At 33.1% G+C, this 25,069-nt stretch carries 20 protein-coding genes; 14 read left to right on the forward strand and 6 right to left on the reverse strand.

Annotated features, from left to right (window positions below; genetic code table 11):
- Positions 1 to 259: 259 nt before the first annotated feature.
- Entirely contained in the window at positions 260 to 976 is a 717-nt protein-coding gene (locus ACKTTV_RS00800; RefSeq protein WP_408028900.1) for a Crp/Fnr family transcriptional regulator, read from the reverse strand.
- A gap of 179 nt (positions 977 to 1,155) precedes the next feature.
- Here ACKTTV_RS00800 and nirB point away from each other — a divergent pair, with 179 nt between their 5' ends.
- The 7 genes from nirB (at position 1,156) to ACKTTV_RS00835 (ending at position 12,363) form a co-directional block, all read left to right on the forward strand.
- Positions 1,156 to 3,681, forward strand: a complete 2,526-nt coding sequence (nirB, locus tag ACKTTV_RS00805) for a nitrite reductase large subunit NirB (protein ID WP_408028901.1) — start codon at positions 1,156 to 1,158, stop codon at positions 3,679 to 3,681.
- 24 nt (positions 3,682 to 3,705) lie between these two features.
- Positions 3,706 to 4,083 carry a nitrite reductase small subunit NirD gene (gene nirD, locus ACKTTV_RS00810; protein ID WP_408028902.1) on the forward strand — a complete coding sequence of 126 codons (378 nt, stop codon included), beginning with the start codon at positions 3,706 to 3,708 and terminating at the stop codon, positions 4,081 to 4,083.
- 20 nt (positions 4,084 to 4,103) lie between these two features.
- Entirely contained in the window at positions 4,104 to 4,691 is a 588-nt protein-coding gene (locus ACKTTV_RS00815) for a DUF4202 domain-containing protein (RefSeq protein ID WP_408028903.1), read from the forward strand.
- The gene (locus ACKTTV_RS00820; protein WP_408028904.1) at positions 4,681 to 6,507 is read left to right on the forward strand and encodes a PAS domain-containing sensor histidine kinase; all 1,827 of its coding nucleotides are present in this window, start codon (positions 4,681 to 4,683) and stop codon (positions 6,505 to 6,507) included. The genes ACKTTV_RS00815 and ACKTTV_RS00820 overlap by 11 nt, the downstream gene beginning before the upstream one ends.
- Positions 6,508 to 6,573: 66 nt before the next feature.
- Entirely contained in the window at positions 6,574 to 7,221 is a 648-nt protein-coding gene (locus ACKTTV_RS00825; RefSeq protein WP_408028905.1) for a response regulator, read from the forward strand.
- A 190-nt stretch (positions 7,222 to 7,411) separates the two neighbouring features.
- On the forward strand, positions 7,412 to 10,933 hold the full coding sequence (locus tag ACKTTV_RS00830; protein WP_408028906.1) for a molybdopterin-dependent oxidoreductase: 3,522 nt from the start codon (positions 7,412 to 7,414) through the stop codon (positions 10,931 to 10,933).
- Complete coding sequence (locus ACKTTV_RS00835) at positions 10,933 to 12,363, forward strand: rubredoxin (protein WP_408028907.1); 1,431 nt, start codon at positions 10,933 to 10,935, stop codon at positions 12,361 to 12,363. Before ACKTTV_RS00830 ends, ACKTTV_RS00835 begins: the two co-directional genes overlap by 1 nt.
- A 22-nt stretch (positions 12,364 to 12,385) precedes the next feature.
- On the opposite strand, the gene ACKTTV_RS00840 is transcribed toward ACKTTV_RS00835, so the two are convergent.
- Entirely contained in the window at positions 12,386 to 12,976 is a 591-nt protein-coding gene (locus tag ACKTTV_RS00840; protein WP_408028908.1) for a precorrin-2 dehydrogenase/sirohydrochlorin ferrochelatase family protein, read from the reverse strand.
- Positions 12,969 to 13,781, reverse strand: a complete 813-nt coding sequence (gene cobA / locus ACKTTV_RS00845) for a uroporphyrinogen-III C-methyltransferase (RefSeq protein WP_408028909.1) — start codon at positions 13,779 to 13,781, stop codon at positions 12,969 to 12,971. Before cobA ends, ACKTTV_RS00840 begins: the two co-directional genes overlap by 8 nt.
- 465 nt (positions 13,782 to 14,246) lie before the next feature.
- Here cobA and ACKTTV_RS00850 point away from each other — a divergent pair, with 465 nt between their 5' ends.
- From ACKTTV_RS00850 to ACKTTV_RS00880, 7 genes are all read left to right on the forward strand, one after another.
- Positions 14,247 to 15,824 (forward strand): vitamin K epoxide reductase family protein, encoded by a 1,578-nt coding sequence (locus ACKTTV_RS00850; RefSeq protein WP_408028910.1) that lies wholly within the window; start codon positions 14,247 to 14,249, stop codon positions 15,822 to 15,824.
- A 114-nt stretch (positions 15,825 to 15,938) separates the two neighbouring features.
- On the forward strand, positions 15,939 to 16,130 hold the full coding sequence (locus ACKTTV_RS00855; protein ID WP_408028911.1) for a hypothetical protein: 192 nt from the start codon (positions 15,939 to 15,941) through the stop codon (positions 16,128 to 16,130).
- A 91-nt stretch (positions 16,131 to 16,221) separates the two neighbouring features.
- Positions 16,222 to 16,398, forward strand: coding sequence for a hypothetical protein (locus tag ACKTTV_RS00860; protein ID WP_408028912.1), 177 nt, complete (start codon positions 16,222 to 16,224; stop codon positions 16,396 to 16,398).
- Positions 16,399 to 16,473: 75 nt separating this feature from the next.
- Positions 16,474 to 16,650 (forward strand): hypothetical protein, encoded by a 177-nt coding sequence (locus ACKTTV_RS00865; protein WP_408028913.1) that lies wholly within the window; start codon positions 16,474 to 16,476, stop codon positions 16,648 to 16,650.
- Positions 16,651 to 16,675: 25 nt separating this feature from the next.
- Positions 16,676 to 18,862, forward strand: a complete 2,187-nt coding sequence (locus ACKTTV_RS00870) for a peptidase domain-containing ABC transporter (protein WP_408028914.1) — start codon at positions 16,676 to 16,678, stop codon at positions 18,860 to 18,862.
- A 59-nt stretch (positions 18,863 to 18,921) separates the two neighbouring features.
- The gene (locus ACKTTV_RS00875; protein WP_408028915.1) at positions 18,922 to 20,211 is read left to right on the forward strand and encodes an HlyD family secretion protein; all 1,290 of its coding nucleotides are present in this window, start codon (positions 18,922 to 18,924) and stop codon (positions 20,209 to 20,211) included.
- A gap of 454 nt (positions 20,212 to 20,665) precedes the next feature.
- Positions 20,666 to 20,830 carry a hypothetical protein gene (locus tag ACKTTV_RS00880; RefSeq protein ID WP_408028916.1) on the forward strand — a complete coding sequence of 55 codons (165 nt, stop codon included), beginning with the start codon at positions 20,666 to 20,668 and terminating at the stop codon, positions 20,828 to 20,830.
- Between the two features lie 59 nt (positions 20,831 to 20,889).
- Here the strand turns inward: ACKTTV_RS00880 and ACKTTV_RS00885 are convergent, their stop codons facing one another.
- The 3 genes from ACKTTV_RS00885 to ACKTTV_RS00895 are packed head-to-tail and all read right to left on the reverse strand — an operon-like array spanning position 20,890 to position 25,030.
- Positions 20,890 to 22,866: a protein-disulfide reductase DsbD family protein gene (locus ACKTTV_RS00885; RefSeq protein WP_408028917.1), complete on the reverse strand. Its 1,977-nt coding sequence runs from the start codon at positions 22,864 to 22,866 to the stop codon at positions 20,890 to 20,892.
- An 11-nt stretch (positions 22,867 to 22,877) separates the two neighbouring features.
- Entirely contained in the window at positions 22,878 to 24,203 is a 1,326-nt protein-coding gene (tilS, locus tag ACKTTV_RS00890; protein ID WP_408028918.1) for a tRNA lysidine(34) synthetase TilS, read from the reverse strand.
- A gap of 5 nt (positions 24,204 to 24,208) precedes the next feature.
- The gene (locus tag ACKTTV_RS00895) at positions 24,209 to 25,030 is read right to left on the reverse strand and encodes an alpha/beta hydrolase (RefSeq protein ID WP_408028919.1); all 822 of its coding nucleotides are present in this window, start codon (positions 25,028 to 25,030) and stop codon (positions 24,209 to 24,211) included.
- Between the last annotated feature and the right edge of the window lie 39 nt (positions 25,031 to 25,069).

A 25,069-nucleotide genomic window follows, 5' to 3' on the forward strand; every position in this document is an offset into this window, starting at 1 on the left:
ATTTATAAAGCTGAACTATGTTCTCGGAAGGTGTGATTGGTGTTTTTATTCCAGTAAAAAACTGTTATTTGACAGTTTTTTGAGTTAATGTCTTGTTTAATAGCGTTGTTAATGTTTTCTAGATACTCGAGTGTAAAGAGGAGCTATGTTTTTATGAATAAAGAGAACCACTCAAGTCTAGGGAGCAGGAGTGTTTTAGAATTAAGTGTAGTGTTGAAGGGAGTCCTTTTTAAAAGATATATTAAAGGTATTAATGACTCTAGGTGTCTAGGAAGAAATTGTGCTCGATAATTTCTTTTTTCAGCAAATCAACATTGGGTATTTTTAGTAGTTTTCCATTTGCTTCAACAAGTCCCTCGCTTTTTAACTGTGATATAATTTTTATTACTTGTTCGTTGTTAGTCCCCGAATAATCACCGATTTCTTTTCGGCTTAGTTTTATATTAATATAGCCTTTTTTATTGACTCCAAATTTTCTGTTGAGGTATAATAAGGAGTCTATAACCTTTTCTCTTACGGTCATTTGGGCAAATGCTTTTACTTTATTTTCTGAACGATTGAGTTCCTCAGCATAGAATAGCATCAAATCATAAGTGAGTGATGGAAAATCTTTCAACATGCGCTCCATTATTGAGTTTGTTAAATTGCACAATAAGCAATCATCAATAGCAACTGCTGATATACCATATTTATTACTAGTGCCGAAACCTCTGTGCCCAATCATTTCTCCCTCACCTACAAATCGTAAAATTTGTTCTTTACCGTAAATACCTGTTTTTAAAACTTTCGCTTTACCACTGCAGATAAAAAACAAACCATTTACAGGAGCTCCTTCCATTAAAAATTGTTGCCCTTTTTTACAAAAGATGATATTTATATCTTCTACAATAGTATCTAAGTACTCTCTGCTGATATTGTCGTTTATAAGTTTGATTTTTAGTAATTGATCTAAATAGTCATGTGGTGAAATTAGCATTTACCCTGTGTTTTAATGTTTGTGATTACCGCTATTTGTTATAATGAATAAGCATTATTAAAACGGCATATAATCTCTTTTTTAAGTGTTTAAAATGTAAAATTACGTAAAAAAACTTAAAAAATTATTTGAAAATAAGTATTAATACTTACTTTTACAGAAAATAATACTTAATTATCATGAAAAAAGTAGTTATCGTAGGAAATGGAATGGTTGGGTATAAATTCTGTGAGAAATTTATCGAGAAGGGTAAGAATAAAGATTTTAAACTTACTGTTTTTGGTGAAGAAAAAAGACCTGCGTATGATCGTGTGCATCTTAGTAGCTTTTTTGAGAATCAGGATGCAAAGTCTTTAGAGATGGCTCCCGAAAGTTGGTATGCAGAAAATAATATCGAACTAATAACTAGTGAACGTGTTACCGATATTCATCGTTCTACCAAGACTATAACTACAGCATCAGATAGAAAGTATTCTTATGATTATTTAGTACTAGCAACAGGCTCCGTTCCTTTTGTGCCTAATATTTCAGGTGTTGAAAAGAACGGAGTTTTTGTATATCGAACTATTGAAGATTTGGAAGGAATGATGGAGTATGCAAATAGTTTGGTGAAAAGGAAAGAGAATCCTAGAGCAGCAATATTAGGAGGTGGATTGCTAGGGTTAGAAGCAGGTAAAGCAGCTATTGATATGGGAATGGAAACACATGTTGTTGAGTTTGCACCGAAATTAATGCCAAGGCAATTGGATTTAAGAGGAAGCCAAGTTTTAAAACTGAAGTTAGAGTCAATTGGTTTAAAAATTCATTTGAATAAAGCAACGAGTCAAATTTTAGGAGAAGAAGCTATTACCGGAATGCAGTTTGGAGAGGAGGAGAAATTGGATGTTGATATGTTAATTATATCAGCGGGAATAAGGCCTAGAGATGAGTTAGCAAAAACATGTGATTTAGAAATGGGAACTCGAGGTGGTATCGTTGTAAATAACAGAATGCAAACATCTGATCCTTCAATCTATGCTATTGGGGAGGTAGCACTTTACAATCAAATGATTTATGGGTTGGTGGCTCCTGGGTATGATATGGCTGAAGTAGCGGTTAATCAGATAATAGGAATTGAAAATGCGCTGATGTCAAGTTCCATTGATATGTCAACAAAACTGAAGCTAATTGGAGTGGATGTTGCTAGTTTTGGAGATCCTTTTATGCCTCCTTCAAAAGGACATTCCATTATTTTTGAGAATAAAACAGAATACTTATACAAGAGAATTAATGTGAGTCTTGATGGCAAAAAGTTATTAGGAGGAATTCTTATAGGTGATGCTTCCGATTATAATATGCTGCATCAAATGTATTTGAATGAAATGAAAATTCCTGAAGATGCTTCGAAGCTTATTTTACCAGTAAACGATGGTGATTCGTCTTTTGGAAGTGTTTTAGATTTACCCGATGAAGCTCAAATATGTTCTTGTGAAAATGTTTCCAAAGCGACTATTTGTAATGCTATAAAAAATGAGACCTGTCAATCACTGAATGATGTCATAACACATACGAAAGCCAGTACGAGTTGTGGAGGGTGCAAACCAATGGTTACCGATTTGGTAAATGAAACATTACAGTCACTTGGGAAAGAAGTTAAAAATACCATTTGCGAGCATTTTGATTATACACGACAAGAATTGTATGGAATTATTAAGGCTAAAAAGCTGACATCCTTTAATGATGTATTGGATGCTTGTGGTTCGGGTGATGGGTGTGAAGTTTGTAAGCCTTTGGTAGCCTCACTTTTAGCGAGTATCTATAACGATACGGCAAATAAAGAATACGTAATTCAAGATTCAAATGATCGATTCTTGGCAAATATTCAACGTAATGGAACCTACTCAGTTGTGCCGAGAATTCCAGGAGGAGAGATTACTCCTGAAAAACTTATTGTGATCGGTGAAGTAGGTAAGAAATACAATTTATACACTAAAATTACAGGAGGTCAACGAATTGATTTATTTGGAGCTGAACTGAATGATTTACCTGCAATTTGGAAGGAATTGATTGATGCTGGATTTGAAAGTGGACATGCTTATGGGAAATCGTTAAGAACTGTAAAAAGTTGTGTAGGATCCACTTGGTGTAGATACGGTCTTGATGAAAGCGTGAGTTTCGCTATTGAATTGGAAAACCGATATAGAGGTTTAAGATCTCCACATAAATTGAAAGGTGGGGTTTCGGGATGTATTAGAGAATGCGCAGAGGCAAGAGGAAAGGATTTTGGAGTGATTGCTGTTGAAGGTGGCTGGAATTTATATGTATGCGGAAATGGAGGAGCAACTCCTAAGCATGCCTTGCTTTTAGCCGAGCAGATAGATAATCAGACAGTTATAAAATACTTAGACAGATTTTTGATGTACTACATCCAAACTGCGGCGCCATTAACACGAACTGCTGCTTGGCTAGGGAAATTAGATGGTGGAATTGAGCAGCTAAAGAAAGTGGTGGTAGAGGATAGCTTAAATATTGGAGAGGATTTAGAGAATGAAATGCAATTTTTGGTGGATGCTTATGAATGTGAATGGAAACAAGTTGTTGAAAGTGAAGAGGCAAAAAGTCGTTTTAAACATTTCTTGAATTCAGAAGATAGAGACGATAATTTGACTTTTGTTCCATTGCGTGAACAGAAAATGCCAAAGCACTGGGCAGTTAGCGAAGGTTAAATCAACGATAAAATAAGTTAGAAGATGGAAGCAATTTTAGAAACATATAAAACGGTATTAACAGAACAAACAAACATTTGGTATAAGGTAGGGAGAACAGATGAATTTCCAGAAGATGGAGGTCTTTGTATCAAGTACAAAGAGAAGCAGATAGCTGTTTATAATTTTACCAGAAAGAACAAATGGTATGCTTGTCAAAACTTATGTCCTCATAAACTAGAAATGGTACTTTCTCGAGGAATGATAGGCGATCAAGAAGGAATTCCTAAAGTGGCTTGTCCAATGCATAAGAAAACTTTTTCTTTGGAAACAGGAGAGAATCTTAATGGTGATCTACCCGAAATAGCTGTATACCCAGTGCAAATAAAAGATAACTTTGTGTATATTGGGTTTTCTGAATAACATTAATATAACCGTAAGCCGTGCAAACAAAATTCAACAAAGCCATAGAAATTATCGATACCCATAATGCTGAAGATCCGAATAAAACAACATTCGAAGGAGAATCAATAGCGAAAGAGCTACTGTATTCTCAAAGGATGACAGCGAAGCTTTTGGAGGTCGAACCGAAGGCATCAGAGGAATTACAGCTTGCGATTAGAGCACAACATATTTGTCGTTGGAAAATTGAAAGAAGTAGTTATCCAATGGACCGTGTTGGATATTTTAAATGGAGAAATGATTTAAAGAAGATGCATTCTGAAATAGCTAGTGATATTCTTCATGAAGTTGGATATGAAGAAGATTTTATCAAAAGAGTCTCTTTTTTGATTCAGAAGAAGTCTTTGAAAAAGGATGAAGAATCACAAATGTTAGAAGATGTTGTTTGTTTAGTTTTTCTTGAAAATTACTTAGAAGAATTTATGAGTAAGCATACTGATGAAAAAGTGGTCGATATTTTGCAGAAAACATGGAAAAAAATGTCTTCTATCGGTCATGACTTAGCATTTCAAATTACTCTGTCGGAGAGAGCAGGTAGGTTAGTAAAAACAGCACTCAATGGAGCTTAACAAAACTTCTGAAGTTAAATTACATATTGACCAAGATGTTTTTAAAAAATTAAAGCGATTATATTTAATTGCTATTTCTACTATTGCAGTATCTATTGTTGTAAGTCAGTTTATTATTCGTGACTTTTTAAATGATCAGCAAAATGATTCGGCTGTAATTAATATTGCTGGTAGACAAAGGATGTTGAGCCAAAAGCTCACGAAAGAAGCCGTCTTGATCTCTCATGAGGAAGATTATGATGAAAGAGTTTTACTCGGAAATACGCTGAAAAACACCTTAAATCTTTGGATAGAATCTCACCAACAATTGAAAAATAGGAGTCTCGATTCGGAACTTTCAGGAGTTAATAGTCAAGAGGTTTCTGAAATGTTTCAAGCAATTACCCCTTTTTATGAAAAGATAGTCAAGGCTTCCAAGGAAATAATTTTAGCTACAAAAAAGAAAGATAATTCTCAAGATATTCAACTACATACCGATGTTGCTATTGTCAGGAAAAACGAAAGTGATTTTCTTATTTTGATGGATAAAATCGTAAATCAATACGATTTAGAGGCAGATAAAAAGGTAGCTGCTCTAAGGAATTTAGAGCTGTTAATAATGATTATTACCTTAATGTTGCTTTTGGGAGAATTGGTTTTTATTTTTTGGCCTTCCGCTAAGTTTGTAAAAAAGGTAATAGCAAAATTATTGCGTTCTGAATCGGACGCTTTGAAGCTTGCAGCTGATGCTGATTTACTTAGAGAACAAAATGAAAATTCAGTATACGAACTACGAAAATTGAATGATTTAATAGATAAAACATTGCTTTTTGCCAGAGTAAAAACTGACGGTACTGTGATCCATGTGGGAGATAAGTTTTCTCAGTTTTTCAAAATGTCTAAGTTTTCAAAGGGATTGTATTTCTCTGAAATCATTTCCACTGTTAAATCAGAAAGAGAAACCATAGATACGATTTTAGCTTCAAATAATAACAGGTCGGGATGGCAAGGAGAGGTTAAAGTAACCAAAAATAATAACGAAGATGCATGGTTGGAAATGCATATAATTCCTTTTAAAGGAAATTATGAAAAGTCTGAGTTTTTAATAGTCGCTTCAGATATAACAAAACGAAAAAGAGCACAAATCGATCTCGAAAACCTTACGAATGAACGCTATGAGGAGAAAATGAATCAACAGAAGGTAATCACGAGTAAGATTATAGAAAATCAAGAAAAGGAACAGGATCGTATTGCAAAAGATATGCATGACGGAATTGGTCAAATGCTTACTGGGTTAAAGTATAATTTGGAAAGTATCAATCCAGAGCATGTTGATAAAACTAGTACCAAAATCGAATACTTAAAAGAGTTGGTAGTCAATATTATTAAAGGAGTTAGAACGGCTACCTTTAATCTTACCCCTCCTGAACTTGGTGACTACGGTGTGGTTCCTGCCTTAGTGAAGCTAACAAAAGAACTAAACAAATATACAGATAAAGAGGTGGTCTTCTATAACAAAACTAATTTTGATATGCGATTAGACTCTTTGGTTGAAATTAATATTTATAGAGTAGTTCAAGAGGCTGTCAATAATGCTATTAAGTATGCAGGGTCGAGCCATATTATTGTGGCTGTTTCTCATAGCGAAAAATTGTTAAGTATTATTATTGATGATAATGGTACTGGGTTTAACACCGATGAAGTGAAGGGTAAAAATGTGTCCGAAGGAATGGGAATGATATTTATGAAAGAACGCATGAAATATGTAAATGGACGAATATTTATCAATTCTTCAAAAGAAAACGGAACGAGAATCACTTTGAACATCCCAATTTAAATTACGTATTTTTACTTCAAATAAATAAGTACTTTTGTAAAGTAATATTATAACTACCGTAAGCATATGGATATTATTCTTGTTGATGATCATATATTAGTTAGAGATGGAATCAAGTCTATTTTAAAAGAAGAAGATGGACTTAATGTTATCGATGAGGCTTCTAATGGTTTGGAAGCTTTGGAGATTTTAAAAGACAAGGTTCCAGATATACTTATTGTGGATATAAAGATGCCAAAAATGAGTGGTATTGAAGTGGTCAGGGAGATTAAGAAAGCTACTATAAATGTTAGAACCATGATGCTTTCAATGCATGATTCTGAAGAATATGTATTAGATGCTATTGAAGCTGGTGCGGATGGATACTTATTAAAAGGATCGAGTAAAGATGAGTTTGTAAAGGCTTTGCATACAATTGCTTCGGGAGGAAAATACTTCACGGGAGATGTTTCCTCGATTATCATAAATAATTTAGGAAAAGAAAGAAATAAGAAAAAGCTCATAAAGGATAAGGATGATAATGTGTATCATTTGACCAAAAGAGAAAAGCAAATTCTTAAGTTAATATTGTCTGGAAAAAGTAATAAAGAAATTGCTACTGAACTTGAAGTAAGTAAAAGAACAACGGAAGTTCATCGTTTTAATTTAATGAAAAAGTTGAAAGTTAAGAACTTAACAGAGTTGTCGAATAAAGCAGCAGAGCTAAATCTGTAATTGAGTATTTGAATACCTCAAAAATACCCACCTTTTTTTTCATTTTAAATACTTTAAAGTATCGTATTTAAGGATTTGATAAAAGTTTGATTATCAGTTTTATTATTTTGTTTGGATACGTAAAAAATACTTAGATATACTTATTTTTACTACTTATAAATGGGGGAGTAACAAATAAATAATAAGTGTTTTGCAGCAAAATGAAATAAAAACTACCTGTTCATATTGCGGTGTCGGTTGTGGAATTGTCGTAAAAAAAGATGCAAGCAATAATTTAAAAGTGGAAGGTGATAAAGACCATCCTGTTAATAAAGGGATGCTTTGTTCAAAAGGAATGAATTTGCATTATGTGGCAAAAGATACTTCCGACCGTCTTTTATATCCAGAAATGAAATGGAGTAAAAATCATCCTCTTGAAAGGGTTTCTTGGGATGTGGCTCTTAATCGTACTGCGAGTGTTTTTAAAACAATGATTCGAAAATACGGACCTGATAGTGTCGGGTTTTATGTGTCGGGTCAATGTCTTACGGAGGAGTACTACATCGCAAACAAACTAACAAAAGGATTTTTAGGAACTAATAATATCGATACAAATTCCAGACTTTGTATGAGTTCTGCTGTAGTTGGTTATAAAAAAACGTTTGGTGAAGATTCGGTGCCTATTTCTTATGATGATATTGAGTTAGCGGATTGTTTTCTTATTTCAGGAGCGAATCCTGCATGGTGCCATCCTATTTTGTTTAGAAGAATTGAAAAGCACAAAAGTGAAAATCCGAATGTTAAAATAATTTCTGTCGATCCAAGGAAAACGGATACGGCTAACTTTGCTGATTTACACTTACAGATTTTTCCTGGAACGGATATCATTCTGAATAATGCTATCGGGAAAAGACTGATTGATAAAAGAAAAATTGATAAGAACTTTATAAAGAACCACACGGAACATTTTGAAGAGTATAAAAAACATGTTCAAAAAACATCGCTAAAAAAGGCTGCTGAACTTTGTGGTATTATGGTTGATGAAATCAAGAAAGCAGCTGATCTTATCGGAAATGCAAAAGGCTTTATTAGTATGTGGGCAATGGGATTAAATCAGAGTTCTGTGGGTACATATAAGAACTATTCTTTACTTAATTTATCATTAATAACAGGACATATTGGTAAGCCTGGTTCTGGTCCCTTTTCACTTACAGGTCAGCCAAATGCGATGGGAGGAAGAGAAGTCGGTGGAATGGCTAATTTATTGGCAGTTCATAAGAATTTATTCAATGAAAAGGATAGGGAGGATGTACAGGCATTCTGGAATTCTGGAAAAATATCTGATAAACCTGGTTTTACAGCAACTGAAATGTTTGATGCCTTGGAAAGTGGCAAAATGAAAGCAATATGGATTGTTTGTACAAATCCTATGGTAAGCATGCCGAATGCAAATAAAATAGAAAAAGCACTGAAAAAAGCAAAGTTTGTTGTTGTTCAGGATATTTCAAAAAATGCGGATACGTTAGAGCATGCAGACTTAATTCTTCCAGCTGCTTCATGGTTAGAGAAGGAAGGAACCATGACAAATTCTGAAAGAAGGATTTCGTATTTGCCAAAAGCAATTGAAGCTCCAGGAGAAGCGAGACCTGATGTTGAAATTCTATGTGATTTTGCCAATAAAATGGGGTTTGATGGTTTTAATTATAATTCAACCAGTGAAATATACAAGGAGTATGCGCTAATGACAAAAGGAACCAATATTGATGTTTCGTATTTGGATTATCAACGTTTAAAACATGAAGGCACGTTTCAATGGCCAGTGCCCGCTTTCAGGCATAAAGGAACGCCTCGTTTATTTGAAGATAAAGTTTTCTTCACACCTTCTAAAAAAGCAATTTTTAATATTCCCAAGGTTGTTGAAAATACTTCGAAGCCTCCAAATACCGAATTCCCTTTAATCTTGACTACAGGTAGAATCAGGGATCAATGGCATACGATGACGAAAACTGGAAAAGTGTCGAGGTTAAAAACACACTATGCCAATCCTGTATTAGAAATTAATGAAACCAATGCGTATTCTAGGAATATTAAAGAAGGAGATGTTGTCGAGGTAAAAAGTGAGAACGGCGTTGTAAGAGTGAGAGCGAAGGTAACAAACAACGTAAAGTATGATGTCGTTTTTTTACCAATGCACTGGGGAAAACAGCTCGAAAATGATTTAAACCGAGCGAATAATTTAACCAATACGTTGGTGGATCCGATTTCAAAGGAACCAGATTTTAAATACACAAGAGTTTCGGTTGCTAAGTACAAAAAAGCAAAAGAGAAAATAGTTGTTGTTGGGGCTGGAGCGGCTGCTTTTAGGTTCGTTCAGAATTATAGAGATCACAACGAAACAGATGAAATTCTGGTATTCTCAAAAGAGTTAAATCCGTTTTACAATCGTGTTTTGTTACCTGAATATGTAACTGAAGAGCTTTCTTGGGAGCAACTTCAAAAGATAAAAGAATTAGAACTTAAAAAGCTTAAAATAGATCTTTATGACGGTACGGTGATAGAGAGTATTGATCGAGTTCACAAAATAGTTACGGATAGTAATGGTAAAAAGCATAGTTATGATAAGTTAATACTAGCAACAGGAAGTAGGGCTTTTGTGCCAAAAGATGTTCAATTGGATCAATCAGGCAGATTCACCATTCGAAGTAAAGAAGATGCCGATCGCTTTAAAAACCACCTTGAGTCTTCTAAAGTTCCAGTGCATAATCAGCATGTGACTATCGTAGGAGGTGGCTTGTTAGGATTGGAGTTAGCGGCTGCTTTAAAACATAGAAATATCGATATTACACTTGTTCAAAGATCATCTCGATTAATGGAACGACAGTTGGATGAGATTTCTGGAAAGTTACTAGCCTTGCATGTTGAAGAATTGGGGGTTCAGGTATACTTTTCAAATGAGGTAAGTACTGTTTTTGATGGAGAAAGCGATAAAGAGCTTGAGATTACTTTAAAGAGTGGTAAAACATTTTCTTCAAATGCTATTGTATACGCTATTGGAACACGTCCTAATATTGAAATAGGAAAAGCTGCTGGGTTAGTTTGCGGTCGCGGTATTAAGGTAAATCAATACTTACAATCTTCTGATCCAAACATATTTGCCATTGGTGAAATCGCTGAGTTTAAAAACAAACTATTAGGAATTACTTCAGCAGCTGAAGAACAGGCGGCCATCTTGGCAAATTTCATTTTAGGAGATATCAGTAGTATTTATAAGGGATCAGTAGCGATGAATATTTTGAAGTTTAGCGATTTGGATTTATGCAGTATTGGAGATATAATACTTCCTGAAAATAAAGAGGGCTATGAAGAGATTGTTTTTACAGATATGAGCAAACGATATTATAAGAAATGCATTATTAAAGATGATTTGCTGATAGGGGCGATCATGGTTGGAGATAAGAATGAATTTGCTGAGTTTAAAAGTTTAATTGAAGGTAAAATTGAGCTGTCTGATAAGCGCAATTTGTTATTAAGAAATACTTCGAATGCTCAGCCTGTAAAAGGAAAATTAATTTGCTCATGTAGTCAGGTTGGTGAAGGTAATTTAGCCGAAGCCGTTAAAAATGGATGTAATAGCTTTTCAGATTTATGTAAAGAAACAGGAGCTGGTCTTGGGTGTGGAAGTTGCAAAACAGAAGTTAGGGAGATATTTAACAGAGAAAAACAATTGGCGTAATGACTCAGTTATCAAGATTAATTATAAAAGGAGGTGTTCTTTCACCATCGGAATTGAAAGAGATTTGTGAAACTTCAGAAGAATTGGGGTTCGAGACGATTTCTTTCGGTTCTAGGCAAGATATTTTATTTCCAGAGGAACGTACTATTACTTTAACGGAAGTGGCAGGATTTGAGGTAGTGAATGAAGAAAATGCGAAAGCTGAGAATATCATGTCGTCGTATGTATGTGCCGATATATTTTCAAGTACTCCTTGGTTAACCAGTGATAAATATTTATACGTTTTAGAGCAATTTAGATATGCTTCCGAATTAAAAATAAATATTACAGATCCTAAGCAGCGATTGGTTCCTTTATTTACTGGACATCTTAATTTTATAGCATCACCTCATGAGGATTATTGGTATTTGTATGTTAGGCTTCCTTATTGGAACGACATTGAAATATATCCGGCTTTAATTTATAGCTGGGATATGGAAAAAGTAGCCAGAATTATTGAAGATTTATTAAAAGAAGAACTCGATACTATTGATTTGGTTTTTGATTTGGTAAATCATAGTATGGATACAAATAATCGAACGATCGATGAACCTTTACAAGTTCCATTTCATCCATTCCCATATTATGAAGGAATGAATCGAATAGGAAATGATAAGTATTGGTTAGGGCTGTATTGGAGAAATAATAAATATGATTTAGCCTTTTTAAAGGCAATGTGTGATTTGTGCTTTGAATGTAAAATTGGAAAAATATCAATTACTCCGTGGAAGTCTTTCATAGTAAAAGATATTCCTAGTAATACAAAACTTGATTGGGAGAAGTTTTTGGGGAGATTTGGGATTAATGTTAGGCATTCCATGTTAGAACTAAATTGGCATATTCCAGTTGGGAATTCTGAGGCATTGGAACTAAAAAAGTACCTAGTACGCAATTTTGATAAGAATGATATTAGTACCTATGGTTTAACTTTTGGGATAACCGATTATGCAAAAACTTCTTATTATTTCACCTCTATTGTTATTGAAAAAAATGAAGTTCCAGAAGAGTTAAAGGAGTTCAATATGAGAAGCACTTATAATTTATTGTATGCTAAGAATTTTGATCCAAATACCAGAGAGTACCTTACCAATGTAAGGGAAGTCGATAAAGAAGAATTACCAGATTTGTTAATTGAATTAAGTAGGTTGTACTTTGAGCAGTTAGGATCTGAAAAAGAAGTGGAATATACCAAAGTAGAAGAAAGTAACGAGGAGGTTGAAGTATATCAATGTAAGCATTGTCAATCGGTATATGAAGAGCAGTATGGTGATAAAGCACAAGATATCCCTCCAAACACACCTTTTGAAAACTTGGATGAAAATTACAAATGCCCGTTGTGTGAGTCGAGTAAGGATAGTTTTGAGAAAATAGTACTCAAAAAAATAAACTAAAAGAGGTCTACTGCAATAGGTGTTATTTTTTCTTGAGTTTTTTTATAAGTGGTTTTGTTATTTCGTTCATAGCTGCGACTTTACTTTCAAAATCTCCTTTTAATGTTTTACGATATTCGTTTAGGTTCATCACCATTTCATTAACGTTTTCAGGAATCACATCTTCAAGAAACTGTCTTAAACGTTTGGCAGTTGTTGGAGAGTTTCCATTGGTTGATATTGCTATTTTTACTTGTCCTTTGGTAACGATACTTCCCATATAAAAATCACATTGATCAGGGGTGTCAGCAATATTTACTAGAAGATTCTTGGCTTTTGCTTCTTTGTTAACCTGTAAGTTCACTTCCAAGTTGTCTGTACATCCTATTACAAAGTGTCTGTTTTCTAAGTCAGAGATGTCGTAGGCTTTTTTAGTAAGTTTTACGTTAGGGAACTTACTTGCAAAACTTTCAAGTTCTTGTAGAAACTCTATAGAAACGATTTCAACATTTGCGTTAGGACTTGACTTTAACAAAAAGGACAGTTTTTCTAGTCCAACATTACCTCCTCCCACAATTAAGATATTTAGTGCATTAACTTTTAAGAATATGGGGTACAATTCATTTTTACTCATATTGTGGTTCGATATTTAAGTTTTGATATACGAATTCATCTTCGAGAAAGCACTGGTTGACGCAGTTAACTACAGACTCATAGCTCTTTACAACCTCACCAATAATGATAACAGCAGGAGTTGAGATTTGCTCTTCATTTGCTATGTTTTCAATAGTCTCAATTGTTCCCGTAATATGTTTTTCTTCACTCTTAGTACCATTTTGAACAATAGCAATTGGATAGTTACTTCTGTTATTTGATTTATAAATGGAAATGATTTGACTCAGTTTACTCATTCCCATTAAAATGACTACTGTAGCTTTTGATGTAGCGGCAGATTCTATGTCTTTCGAGATTTCACCATTAGAAGTTGTCCCAGTGATTACCCAAAAACTTTCTGTAAAACCTCGTTGAGTAACAGGAATTCCAATACTTCCCGGAGCAGCAATTGCAGATGAGATACCAGGCACAACAGATGTTTTTATTCCGTGAGATTCTAAAAAAGTAATCTCCTCCTTTCCTCGTCCAAATACAAAAGGATCACCTCCTTTTAATCGTACTACATAGTTGTATTCTATAGCACACCTTAATAAAAGTGTATTGATTTCATCTTGAGAATAAGAATGGTAGCCTTTTCGTTTTCCAACGAAAAATTTTTCGGCATTTTCAGCATATTCCAAAATAGATGTATCGATTAAAGAATCGTACAATACAACTTTCGCTTTTTTTAATTCTTTGATTGCTTTTAATGTTAGCAATTCAGGATCTCCTGGACCTGCTCCTACCAAAACTACCGTTGGTTCTTTTGCGTATAAATTCATCATAAAAGAAAAATTTAATAACGTTTTTCTATTTATTCTAAGTAGTTGGTTCAGTTTTAGTTTGGTGAGTTGTATAAAGATAATAGAATACTAGGGGAAATAATAGTCCAATGACGATTTTTACGCATATTTAAAATTCAGTGTTTAATAATTATTTAATTACCAAAATAGGTATTGAATTTTCAATAAATAGTAATTTATTCTGGTTTTATGTTTTGGCTTTTTACTCTTTAAGATTAGATGAGATGAAGAGCTTGTCTTAATGGGGATTTTGGTTCTTTAATTGAGAGATATGAGTTGTATTTCTGTTTGACTTTATGGATGTTAGAGGATTTTACATGTGTTTATTTTATGATAAATTAGTTATTATGATATAAAAATTATGAAAAGAATAACAATTTTTTGAATGGAACGTATTATATTTAGGAATTCTGAAGAAAAAGCTAATACTTATTAAACTATACCAAATTGAAAAAATCGCTCAATTTTTTAGTTTCACTACTACTAAAAAAAAATAAAATACCGTTTGACAAGGATGAGTTAAACTTCCAAATAGAAAGCCATCCTTCCTATCCAAGTTTACATGCAATTACAGGAGTTCTCGATCATTTTAATATTGAAAATGTAGCGGCTGAAGTTCCTGCAACAGAAGAAATATTAGAACAATTACCTGAAGTCTTTTTGGCTCAAGTTAAATCTCCGGAAAATGGAGAAGAACTTGTTGTGGTTGAAAGAACAGCAGATCTTGTAACAGTAATCAATATCGAAGGAAAAAAGAAAACACAAAGTTCAAAAGATTTTCTAGAAGTATTTACTGGAATCATAGTTGCTGTTGAAAAGACAGATGCAATTCAAACAGTTTCAAAATCTAATAATAAGCCTTTGAAATATGCAGCTTATGCATTCTTGTTTGGATTTTTAGGACTTTTGATTTTTAGAAATTACAGCAATGTTTTAGGGGTGTTTCATCTATTACTTTCTGGAATCGGATTTATTATTAGTGTTGCTATTTTGAAGCAAGAATTTGGTTTGCAAAGTTCAATTGGAGAAGCCTTTTGTTCTGGTACAGATGACAAGAAAGATTGCGATGCTGTACTAACATCAAAAGGGGCTGAAATTATTAAAGGGTTTAAATTAAGTGATTTTAGTATTGTCTATTTTGGAGTCATGGTACTTTTTACCTTAGCTCAAATAGGTAATCCGAATTTAGCTTTACTTATTACCTACGCCTCTATACCCGTTACTATATATTCTGTTTATTATCAATATGCGGTTTTAAAGAAATGGTGCTTGTTATGTTTGAGCATTGTAGGTGTTTTATGGTTACAAGCAGGGATAGCGTTTTTTATGACGCCTCAGTTTTCTTTAGATCTTAATAGCACGTTACTTTTCGGAATAATTTCATTGGCGTTACTAGTTAGTTGGACTCAATTAAGACCAATATTAAATGAAGTAATTGAGTTACGAAAGGAAAAGGTTAAATCTACTAAATTCAAAAGAAACTTTGGATTGTTTCAGAGTTTATTAAATAAATCGGCTAGTTTAAATACTACGATAAAGGATAGTCAAGAAATTGTATTTGGAAATACTGATGCCAATTTAGAGTTAGTTGTTATAACAAATCCGTTTTGTGGTCATTGTAAACCTGTTCATAAACATATTGAAGAAATATTACAGAAGTATCCAGATGCTGTTAAAGTAAGGATAAGGTTCAACGTGAATACCAATGATGTTGAAAGCGATTTAGTTAAAATAACAAGTAGTCTTATTCAAATATACCATGAAAGAGGTAAAGAGACTTGTTTAGTAGCAATGCAAGAGATTTATGAGGGAGGGAATGTTAAGATATGGCTGAAAAATTGGGGTACTCAAAAAGCTGTATTCGTTGAAGAATTAGAGAGAGAAAAAGATTGGTGTCAGGAAAATGCTATAAACTTTACTCCTGAAATTCTTGTAAACGGGAAATCATTTCCAAAAGAATATGATCGATCAGATTTAGTATTCTTTATAGAGGAGCTTGAGGAACAATCGGCAGTTACAAATTAGTAAAATACATCTGGCTCAATGAGGCAGAAATAAAAAGATTCTTTCGCGAGGAATAGACACATGGGGTGAGTGTCTTTAATGTTCATCCAGTAAACTAACCAAATTATATTAATTATGAAAAAAAGCATATTAAGCTTGGGGAAAGCATTGCCCCGAGATGTGCAAAAGACCGTTCAGGGAGGGTTTGGATTTGTATGTCCAGGAGCCTATCCTAATCATGAAAGTACATGTCCTAGAGGGACGTACCCTTTTCCCGATCCTAGAGTGGGGCATTCGATATGTTGTGAAGAACAGTTCCCGTATTAAAATAGGTGAATTGACTTTAACAGAATAATATAGACACATAGGTGAGTGTCTCAAATAATCACCTATTTAACCAAACTTAATTATATTAATTATGAAAAAAAACATATCAAACTTGGGTAAAGTACTAACTCCAGAGACACAAAGGAGTATTCAAGGAGGATTTGGAGAACCTTATTGCTACATTAATCCTTTGGATGAATGTAGAAGGGGTTATCATCCACATCCAGATCCTATGATAGGACATGCGGCATGTTGTAAACAATGGTAATAATTTTATAAAATATAGACACATGTGGTGAGTGTCTCTAATGTTCACCCAATAACTAACCAAATTATATTAATTATGAAAAAAAACATATCAAACCTAGGTAAATTATTAACCTCAGATAACCAAAAGAGTATTCAAGGTGGAGGAGATGTTGTATGTAGAGCGGGTTATTTTAATATTGAAGAAACTTGTAGAAGAGGACATTATCCACATCCAGTATGGGGACCTTCTATTTGTTGTAGAGCATACTAAACAATTGTAATTAAGATTATATTTTTTGAAAAAATTTCCGAACTATAAACAAACTGAAGCAAAAGACTGCGGACCAACATGTATTAAGATAATCGCAAAGCATTTTGGTAAAACCATAAATACACAACAACTTCGTGATTTAAGTGAAACTACACGTGAAGGTAGCAGTTTGTTAGGATTAAGTGAAGCTGTAGAGTCCATTGGAATAAAGTCTCTGGGTATTAAACTGGCGTTTAACAAACTAAAAGAGGCTCCATTACCTTGTATTTTGCATTGGAACAAAAACCACTATGTGGTTCTATATAAAATAAAAAGAGATACTGTTTATATTTCTGATCCAGCACATGGATTGATTAATTATTCCAAAGATGAGTTCATTCAGAATTGGATAGGTAATAATGCTGACGAAACCACTGAAGAAGGAATCGCTCTTTTAGTAGAGCCAACGCCTAAATTTTACAGTGAAGAGTTTGATCAAGATCAAAAATTTGGATTTTCGTTTATATTTAAATACTTAATAAAGTATAAAAAGTTTATAGTTCAGCTTATTATTGGTCTTTTAGCTGGAAGTTTATTACAACTTATACTGCCCTTTTTAACACAAAGTGTGGTAGATGTTGGTATTAAAAATCAGGATATTAATTTCGTATATCTTATTTTATTTGCTCAGCTGTTTTTGTTTTTAGGAAAAGCATCTTTAGAAATTATTCGAAGTTGGATATTGTTACATCTAAGTACAAGAATAAATATTTCGTTGATTTCAGACTTCTTTATCAAATTAATGAAATTACCTATTTCTTATTTTGATGTTAGAATGACAGGAGATTTATTACAAAGAATAAATGATCATAAACGTATTGAAAGAATACTTACTACGTCGTCTCTAACGGTGTTGTTTTCGTTTTTTAACCTTATTATTTTTAGTATCGTTCTTGCTTATTATAGCATGCAAATCTTTGGTGTTTTTGTTCTGGGAAGTGTTTTATACTTCGGATGGGTTCTTTTCTTCTTTAAAAAGAGAAAAGAATTAGATTACAAAAGGTTTTCGCAAGTAAGTGAAGAGCAGAGTAAGGTAATAGAGTTGATTAATGGAATGCAAGAGATTAAGCTTCACAATGCCGAGAAGCGAATGCGTTGGAATTGGGAATATGTTCAAGCTCGATTGTTTAAAGTTGCTACCAAGAGTTTGGCGTTAGAGCAAACTCAAAGTGTAGGATCAAATTTTATCAATGAGTTAAAGAATATGTTTATTACAATTCTATCAGCTAAATTGGTAATTGATGGGCAGATTACCTTAGGGATGATGATGGCAATAAGTTATATTGTTGGTCAGCTGAATGGTCCAATTGTTCAGCTGATTAACTTTATGAGAGATGTTCAAGATGCTCAAATATCATTGGACAGATTGGGTGAAATTCATAATATGGAAGAGGAGGAAGATTATACTGAAGAAAAAGTAAGAGTCATTCCTGAAAATGTTCCAATAAATCTTAAAAATATTACTTTTAGATATACTGGAGGGCTAGAACCAGTTATTAAGAATTTATCACTTGAAATTCCTGAAAATAAAACAACCGCGATCGTTGGGGTTAGTGGTAGTGGTAAAACTACTTTAATGAAATTGCTACTTGGTTTTTACAAAACTGATGGTGGTGATATTACAGTTGGTAACTTCAATTTAAAAAGTATTTCTCAACAAGAATGGAGAAGAAATTGTGGAGTGGTAATGCAGGAAGGTTATGTGTTTAATGATACAATTGCCAAAAATATTGCTGTAGGAGAAGATTATGTAGATAAAGAGAAACTGAATCATGCTATTAACGTTGCCAATATAAGAGATTATATTGATGGATTACCTTTAGGTTATAATACAAAAATAGGAAGTGAAGGTAGTGGTTTGAGTACAGGTCAAAAGCAACGACTATTTATTGCTCGAGCAGTGTATAAAAATCCGAAGTTTTTGTTTTTTGACGAGGCGACAAGTGCTTTAGATGCTAACAATGAAAAGGTTATTATGCAAAATTTGAATAAATTTTTCGCTAATAAAACTGCAGTTGTTATTGCTCACCGATTGAGTACAGTAAAAAATGCACATCAAATAGTAGTGCTTGATAAAGGTAAAATTATTGAAAAAGGAAATCATGAAGAGCTAACTAAGCTGAAAGGAAGTTATTACCATTTAGTTAAGAATCAATTGAACTTAGGAAAGTAAGGTTGCTTAAGAAGAGAAAGGATACGAAATATTAATGCAAAGTAATAGAATAAGATTTTATGCCAGAGAATAATTCTGATATTGAAATAAGAAGTGAAGAAGTACAAGAAATACTTAGTTATGTTCCTAACTGGATGATCCGTTGGGGAAATACGCTTTTACTTTTGTTAATAGTGATGTTGTTGTTTATTTCGTGGTTTGTGAAGTATCCTGATGTAATTTCAACTCAGGTAATGGTAACTACGTCATCTCCTCCAGAAAAGATCTATGCAAAATCAGGAGGTCAGTTTGAGGTTTTTTTGACTACAGAGGGACAGAAAGTGAAAAGTGGAGATGTATTAGCAGTAATTGATAATAGTTCTATATATCATGATGTTTTATTGTTGAAAAGTGTTGTAGATACGATCCCTACTAATCAAGAGGTATTTAAATTTCCTATAGAGAGGTTACCACCATTAATTTTGGGTGATATTACAACTAGTTTTTCTCAATTTGAAAATGATTACTCCGAATATGTCTTAAATGAAAAATTAACTCCATATAAGTCAGAAACTTTTGCAAATAGAATGTCTGTTATCGAGGCTAAGGTTAGATTACAAAACCTTTTGTCTCAAAAAGAGCTCAATAAGAAAGAACTTGAATATAAAGTGGTAGATGTTGAGAGAAGTAGAAAAATGTTTGAAGAGGGAGTTATTTCTGAAAAGGACAAAGAACAAAAAGAGATAGAATATCTTCAGGCAAAGCGTGCATACAAGAGTTTAGAAAGCTCTATTTCTCAGATGAGAGAGTTAATTAATAATTCAGCAAAGAATTTGGAAGGCACTTCCATTAAAAAAACGCAGAATGATACACGTTTAAAAAAGAAAGCTATTCAGTCATTTCTTTATCTTAAAAAAGCTATTAAAGACTGGGAAAAAGCCTATGCGTTGAAGTCATCGATCAATGGTGAAGTTTCTTTTTTATCTTTTTGGAATAAAAACCAAACGGTAAAGGCTGGGGATTTAATTTTTACAATTATTCCAGGCAAAAGTGAAGCGTTTATAGGGAAAATTAAAGCACCTGCGGCGAATTCAGGTAAAATTAAAAAAGGACAGAAAGTTCAAATCAAACTCTTCAATTATCCTTCGGATGAGTTTGGTGAATTAAATGGTAAAGTTAAATCTATTTCTCCGGTTCCAGATGCAGAAGGTAAGTATTTAATAGATGTTTTATTGCCAAAGGAATTAGTTACTACATATGATAAGAAAATAGACTTCAAACAGGAAATGCAAGGAAGTGCAGATATTGTTACTGAAGATCTCAGGCTTATTGAAAGGTTTTTCTACCAGCTTAAAAAGATTATTAAATAGCGGTAATGAAATTTTAAATTTATTCTACTCTTGAATTTATAACAAATCGGATTTTGTCTCGTCAAAATTATTTATGAAATATTTAATATTTTTTTGGCTTTTTTGAAGTAACAATTAAATGATCTTATCGTTTAACTATTGTTGTCCAAATTAACATAGATAGTTATGTTATGTAACTAGCAAAAAAATCTATTATGCATGCTTTTATAATGCTTCAAAGTAGTTTGGAGGTATGTAATATTCAGATTAAGAAAATCCGAATTTCTAAGTTAGAAAAGATTTTTTCCAAGAAGTAATCGATAAAAAATATTTGAAGGGGATTTAGATTGACGTTAGAGTGCTGGAAATCTAATATATTTCACTTCTTAAAGAACTAACCATAAAAAATAGACATAAACCTAGAATGTCTCTAAAGGGTCTAGGTGAAAATTAACTTACATTAAAACTTTTCATTATGAAAAACCAAATTTCTAGTTTAGGAAAACTACTAAAAAAGTCAGAGCAAGTAACAATTAACGGAGGAAGAAAACAATGTAAACCGCGTTGGAGTGAAGTATGTCTTGATTGGGGAAGACATTGTTCAGAAAGTGAATGTGCTTTCGGTGGTCCAATAGATTAGCACAAAAAAATAAAATGCCTCCATATGGAGGCATTTTTTATATATAAATAATTCAATTATTATTTTATTTCTTTAAAACGGTCTACACTTGTTTTTAGCCACTTTTCATAAGTTTCCTTATCAGTGTATTGTTCTGGTGAGTTCAATACCTCTAAGTCTGGGCTTAAAGCAACATAGAACGGTTGTGATGCAATTTTAAAGTTAGCCGTTTGTAATGTAGCCCACTTATCTCCATAGGTTCTAATTCTCTTCAATTTACCATTTGGTTTGATGTAATCAAACTGCTCTTCTTTTGGAAGCATTCTTTGATGATCATCAACGTAAAGAGAAATAATAACAAACTCGTTACTTAAAATTTTGTAAACATCTGGTTGACTCCAAATATTCTCTTCCATTTTTCTACAGTTTACACATGCCCATCCAGTAAAGTCTAAAATAACAGGCTTGTTAACTTCTCTTGCATGTGCAAGACCTTCATCAATATCTTTAAAACATTCTAGATTTAAAGGACATTGATTATCTCCTTGCTTATAGATACTATGGAATTTAGGTGGAGCAAATCCACTCAATAATTTACTTTGATCCCAAGTTGGTTTTTGTAAAACTCCAGGAGCTAAATACACGGCAACTCCTAAAATCATAAGTCCTATTAAAACTCTGAACATTGAAACCTTACCGTATTTTTTACCGATAAATCCGAATAAGTAAAGAGCCATTAATAAAGCTAATAACGCCCATATTCCGATAAATACTTCTCTTTTAAGAATATTCCAGTGTCCAACTAAGTCAGCATTTGATAAGAATTTAAATGCTAGTGCTAATTCTAAGAATCCTAATGTTACTTTAACTGTGTTTAACCAGCTACCCGATCTTGGTAATTTAGCCATCCATTTAGGGAAGTTAGCAAAAACAGCAAATGGTAAAGCTAAGGCAAGTCCAAATCCTACCATTCCAGAAGTTAATAACATTGCTCCTCCATCAGAAGATAATGATCCCGCTAGTAACGAACCTAAAATTGGTCCAGTACATGAGAAAGATACAATAGCTAATGTTAAGGCCATGAAGAAAATACCTAAAACACCTCCAATACCAGAAGCACTATCTGCTTTATTCGTCCATGATGATGGTAATGTTAATTCATATAATCCGAAGAATGAACCAGCAAAGAACACCAATACAACAAAGAAGAAAATATTTAACCAAATATTGGTTGATATATTATTTAATATTTCAGGATCTAATGTGTCTAAGAAATGGAATGGTAAACTTAATAAACCATAGATAAGAACGATAAAGAAACCATACAATATAGCATTTCCTGAACTTTGAACTTTTTTCTCATTTTTCTTCGTAAAGAAAGAAACAGTCAATGGAATCATTGGAAATACACATGGAGTTAAGAAAGCTAATAAACCTCCAACAAATCCAAGTAAGAATATGTTTAAAAGACTACTGTCTTTTTTATCGGTTTCCTCAGAAGCTTCACTCTTTAACATTACTTCATTCTTTAAATCTAATTTTAAAGATTCAGATAATGATTTACTTCTATCATCAATCTCAGTTACTGTTTGAACCACTTCTCCTCCTTTTAAAGAAAAGGCAAAAGTAAAGTCTTCATCAAAAGGTAAACAATACTCTTTACAAACTTGAGCATCAAGATTAAGTGTGATTTTTGTTAATGTAGTGTCTTGAACAGTAATACGTTGTATAAGTGTTGCCTCATCTACGAAAAAGATTTCATCTTTTCCCCAAATTTCACTGAATTCAGTTTCTGTTTCACTCTCGGTAGCTTTTCCAACTAACGTATAACCAGCTTCTCCTTCCGCAGGAGAAATAGTCATAGGCAAAGAAGCATCCTCTGGGTTGTATTGAGAGTATAAATGCCAATCTTCGGCAATAGAAATCTCGAAGATCAAATCATATTCTGTGTCTGATACTTTTTTAACTGTAGGATTTACCTCTAAAGGCGCGTCATCAGTCTGGGAGAAAGTAACAAAACCTATAAAAAACAAAATCAGAGTAATGAGTTTTTTCATTCTATAATAGTTTACAGGGGTTGATATATACATATTTGTAAAATACTGGCTGAACCTTCTAAAGGCAAAAATCTACGATCTTGCCTTCTACCAATAATCCAAATTACTTCATTTTTATTGGAACAAAGCAACCATGTATTTTGTTTTTCTACTAATGATAATTTCTCGTCTTTTAAATATTTACTAACCTTCTTTTTCCCTTTCATTCCTTTGGGATAAATTAGGTCTCCGGCTTTGCATTTTCGCACAGTCAGGGGGTAATTTAGTAAATTTTTATCAACATAAATAGAATTTTTATCTAAACATGCTGTTTTTTGAACGTTTTTAAATAACAAACTTATAGGCTCTGAGATAGTTAGAGTGTCGCTGTTGATAGCAAACTTCTGGGATTCAGGGGATGTAAGTTTATAAGGTGGTAAAAGTAATAAAAATTCTCTGTCTTTTAGTAAAGTATGTGATTTTGTTGTAATTAATTTGCCGTTTTCAGCATTAACTAGTGCATTTACATCATTCCATTCTGTAAAACCATAAGGGTGAAGAATTTGATATAAATAGGCTTTTGGGTTAGATAGTTTTTTAAGTTTTTCAATGTTTATTTTTAGTGTATCTTCTTCTTTATCAGTTATTTCAGAGAAAACTTCTTTCGTTTTGTCTTCAATAATTTGCTGTCCTTGCTTTAAGTATTCAACAGTCTTTCCAAATGATTTTAATATGCTGGGATTCATTTCCTTTAAAATAGGAATAATAGTATGTCTAAGCTTATTTCTAAGGTATTTTGTCTCGGAATTACTGGCATCTTCCCTCCATAAAATGCTGTTTTCAGCTGCGTAAACGGCAATTTCTTCTCTTGAGAACTGCAAAAATGGTCGTAAAATGTAACCATTTTGTTGTGGAATTCCAGTCAAACCATCTATTCCACTTCCTCTTGAAAAGTTAATTAAAAACGTTTCTAAATTATCATCCGCATGATGAGCAGTGACAAGGTAATCAAGATTATGTTTTTTTATAAGTGACTCAAACCAGTTATATCTCAATTCTCGGGCCGCAATTTGGGTGGAGATTTTTTGTTTTAAAGCATACTCCGAAGTGTTGAACCTTGTTGTGTAGGTTTTAAGGTTTAGTTTTTTTCCTAGATTAATAACAAATTGCTCATCTTTATCGCTTTCTTCATTTCTGAGCTGAAAGTTACAATGAGCAAGTGAAACATTATATGAGAGTTTTTTTAATATGTGAGCAGCAACCACACTGTCAATCCCTCCTGAAATGGCAAGCAATATGTGTTTGTCATTTAAAAAGGGGAAATTTGAAGTTAAGTGCTGTGCAAGTTTTTGCTCCATTTAATTTATGTTTGTGCGTTTAACCAATGAGTGATATCGGTTAGTAGTTTTTCTTTACAGAGATCGTTTTGAAGCTCATGGTAACCCCCTTCATATAATTTAATAGTAGCCAAATCAGTATTCTTAGCAAATGCTTCCGAACCTTTATGATCTATAATTTTATCCTCAGTTCCATGTAGTATAAGCATGGGGATTTTTAATAAGGGCGCATTTGAAATAGCCCATTCCCCAGCATCAATAAAACTTAATGAGAAATTAGGACTCACTTTGTCATGAACCAACGGGTCTTCAATGTATTTTTGAACTTCGACTGGATCTCTAGAAATGTCATTAGGGTCTAATTCATTTCCCAACGTTATTGAAGGAGCAATTTTTTGCATGAACTTTCCTAAAGAAAGCTTCCAAGCTGGTGGCTCAAAGGCCAGTCTTAAAAAAGGACTTGTGGCAATTACTCCGTCTATATTATTCTTTCTTCTTAGTACATAATTGATAACAGCATTTCCACCCATGGAATGACCGTATAAAAAGATAGGAAGTTTTCCGAAAAACTCTTCAGCCTTTTTAACCAGTTCTGTGATACTATCTAACACGTACGAGTATCCTGGATTATGACCTCTTTTACCCTTTGTATTTCCATGACCAAAGTGATCAAAGGCAATAACTGCAAAATCACTTTTCACCAATTCTGAAGCAACATGTTCATAACGTCCTGAATGCTCTCCCATACCATGAATTATAACTACAATGCCCTTTGCTCTTTCAGGTTGCCAATATCGTCCAAAAAAAGTTGTTTTATGAAATGGGTAGGTAAAGTTTTCGCGTGTCATAGTAATCGATTAAATAGTTGGTTTACTTGTCTTTTTCAA

Origin of the sequence: Tenacibaculum xiamenense (assembly GCF_964513065.1) — a bacterium.
In the GTDB taxonomy this organism is placed as follows: Bacteria; Bacteroidota; Bacteroidia; order Flavobacteriales; family Flavobacteriaceae; genus Polaribacter; species Polaribacter xiamenense.

What these genes read in the sequence shown, in the direction of transcription:
- ACKTTV_RS00885 (WP_408028917.1), bottom strand. Translation starts at nt 22,866, where the DNA reads ATGAAAAAACTCATTACTCTGATTTTGTTTTTTATAGGTTTTGTTACT.
- ACKTTV_RS00855 (WP_408028911.1), top strand. Translation starts at nt 15,939, where the DNA reads ATGAAAAAAAGCATATTAAGCTTGGGGAAAGCATTGCCCCGAGATGTG.
- ACKTTV_RS00880 (WP_408028916.1), top strand. Translation starts at nt 20,666, where the DNA reads ATGAAAAACCAAATTTCTAGTTTAGGAAAACTACTAAAAAAGTCAGAG.
- ACKTTV_RS00835 (WP_408028907.1), top strand. Translation starts at nt 10,933, where the DNA reads ATGACTCAGTTATCAAGATTAATTATAAAAGGAGGTGTTCTTTCACCA.
- tilS (WP_408028918.1), bottom strand. Translation starts at nt 24,203, where the DNA reads ATGGAGCAAAAACTTGCACAGCACTTAACTTCAAATTTCCCCTTTTTA.
- ACKTTV_RS00840 (WP_408028908.1), bottom strand. Translation starts at nt 12,976, where the DNA reads ATGAGTAAAAATGAATTGTACCCCATATTCTTAAAAGTTAATGCACTA.
- ACKTTV_RS00860 (WP_408028912.1), top strand. Translation starts at nt 16,222, where the DNA reads ATGAAAAAAAACATATCAAACTTGGGTAAAGTACTAACTCCAGAGACA.
- ACKTTV_RS00800 (WP_408028900.1), bottom strand. Translation starts at nt 976, where the DNA reads ATGCTAATTTCACCACATGACTATTTAGATCAATTACTAAAAATCAAA.
- ACKTTV_RS00865 (WP_408028913.1), top strand. Translation starts at nt 16,474, where the DNA reads ATGAAAAAAAACATATCAAACCTAGGTAAATTATTAACCTCAGATAAC.
- nirB (WP_408028901.1), top strand. Translation starts at nt 1,156, where the DNA reads ATGAAAAAAGTAGTTATCGTAGGAAATGGAATGGTTGGGTATAAATTC.
- nirD (WP_408028902.1), top strand. Translation starts at nt 3,706, where the DNA reads ATGGAAGCAATTTTAGAAACATATAAAACGGTATTAACAGAACAAACA.
- ACKTTV_RS00820 (WP_408028904.1), top strand. Translation starts at nt 4,681, where the DNA reads ATGGAGCTTAACAAAACTTCTGAAGTTAAATTACATATTGACCAAGAT.
- ACKTTV_RS00875 (WP_408028915.1), top strand. Translation starts at nt 18,922, where the DNA reads ATGCCAGAGAATAATTCTGATATTGAAATAAGAAGTGAAGAAGTACAA.
- ACKTTV_RS00825 (WP_408028905.1), top strand. Translation starts at nt 6,574, where the DNA reads ATGGATATTATTCTTGTTGATGATCATATATTAGTTAGAGATGGAATC.
- cobA (WP_408028909.1), bottom strand. Translation starts at nt 13,781, where the DNA reads ATGATGAATTTATACGCAAAAGAACCAACGGTAGTTTTGGTAGGAGCA.
- ACKTTV_RS00895 (WP_408028919.1), bottom strand. Translation starts at nt 25,030, where the DNA reads ATGACACGCGAAAACTTTACCTACCCATTTCATAAAACAACTTTTTTT.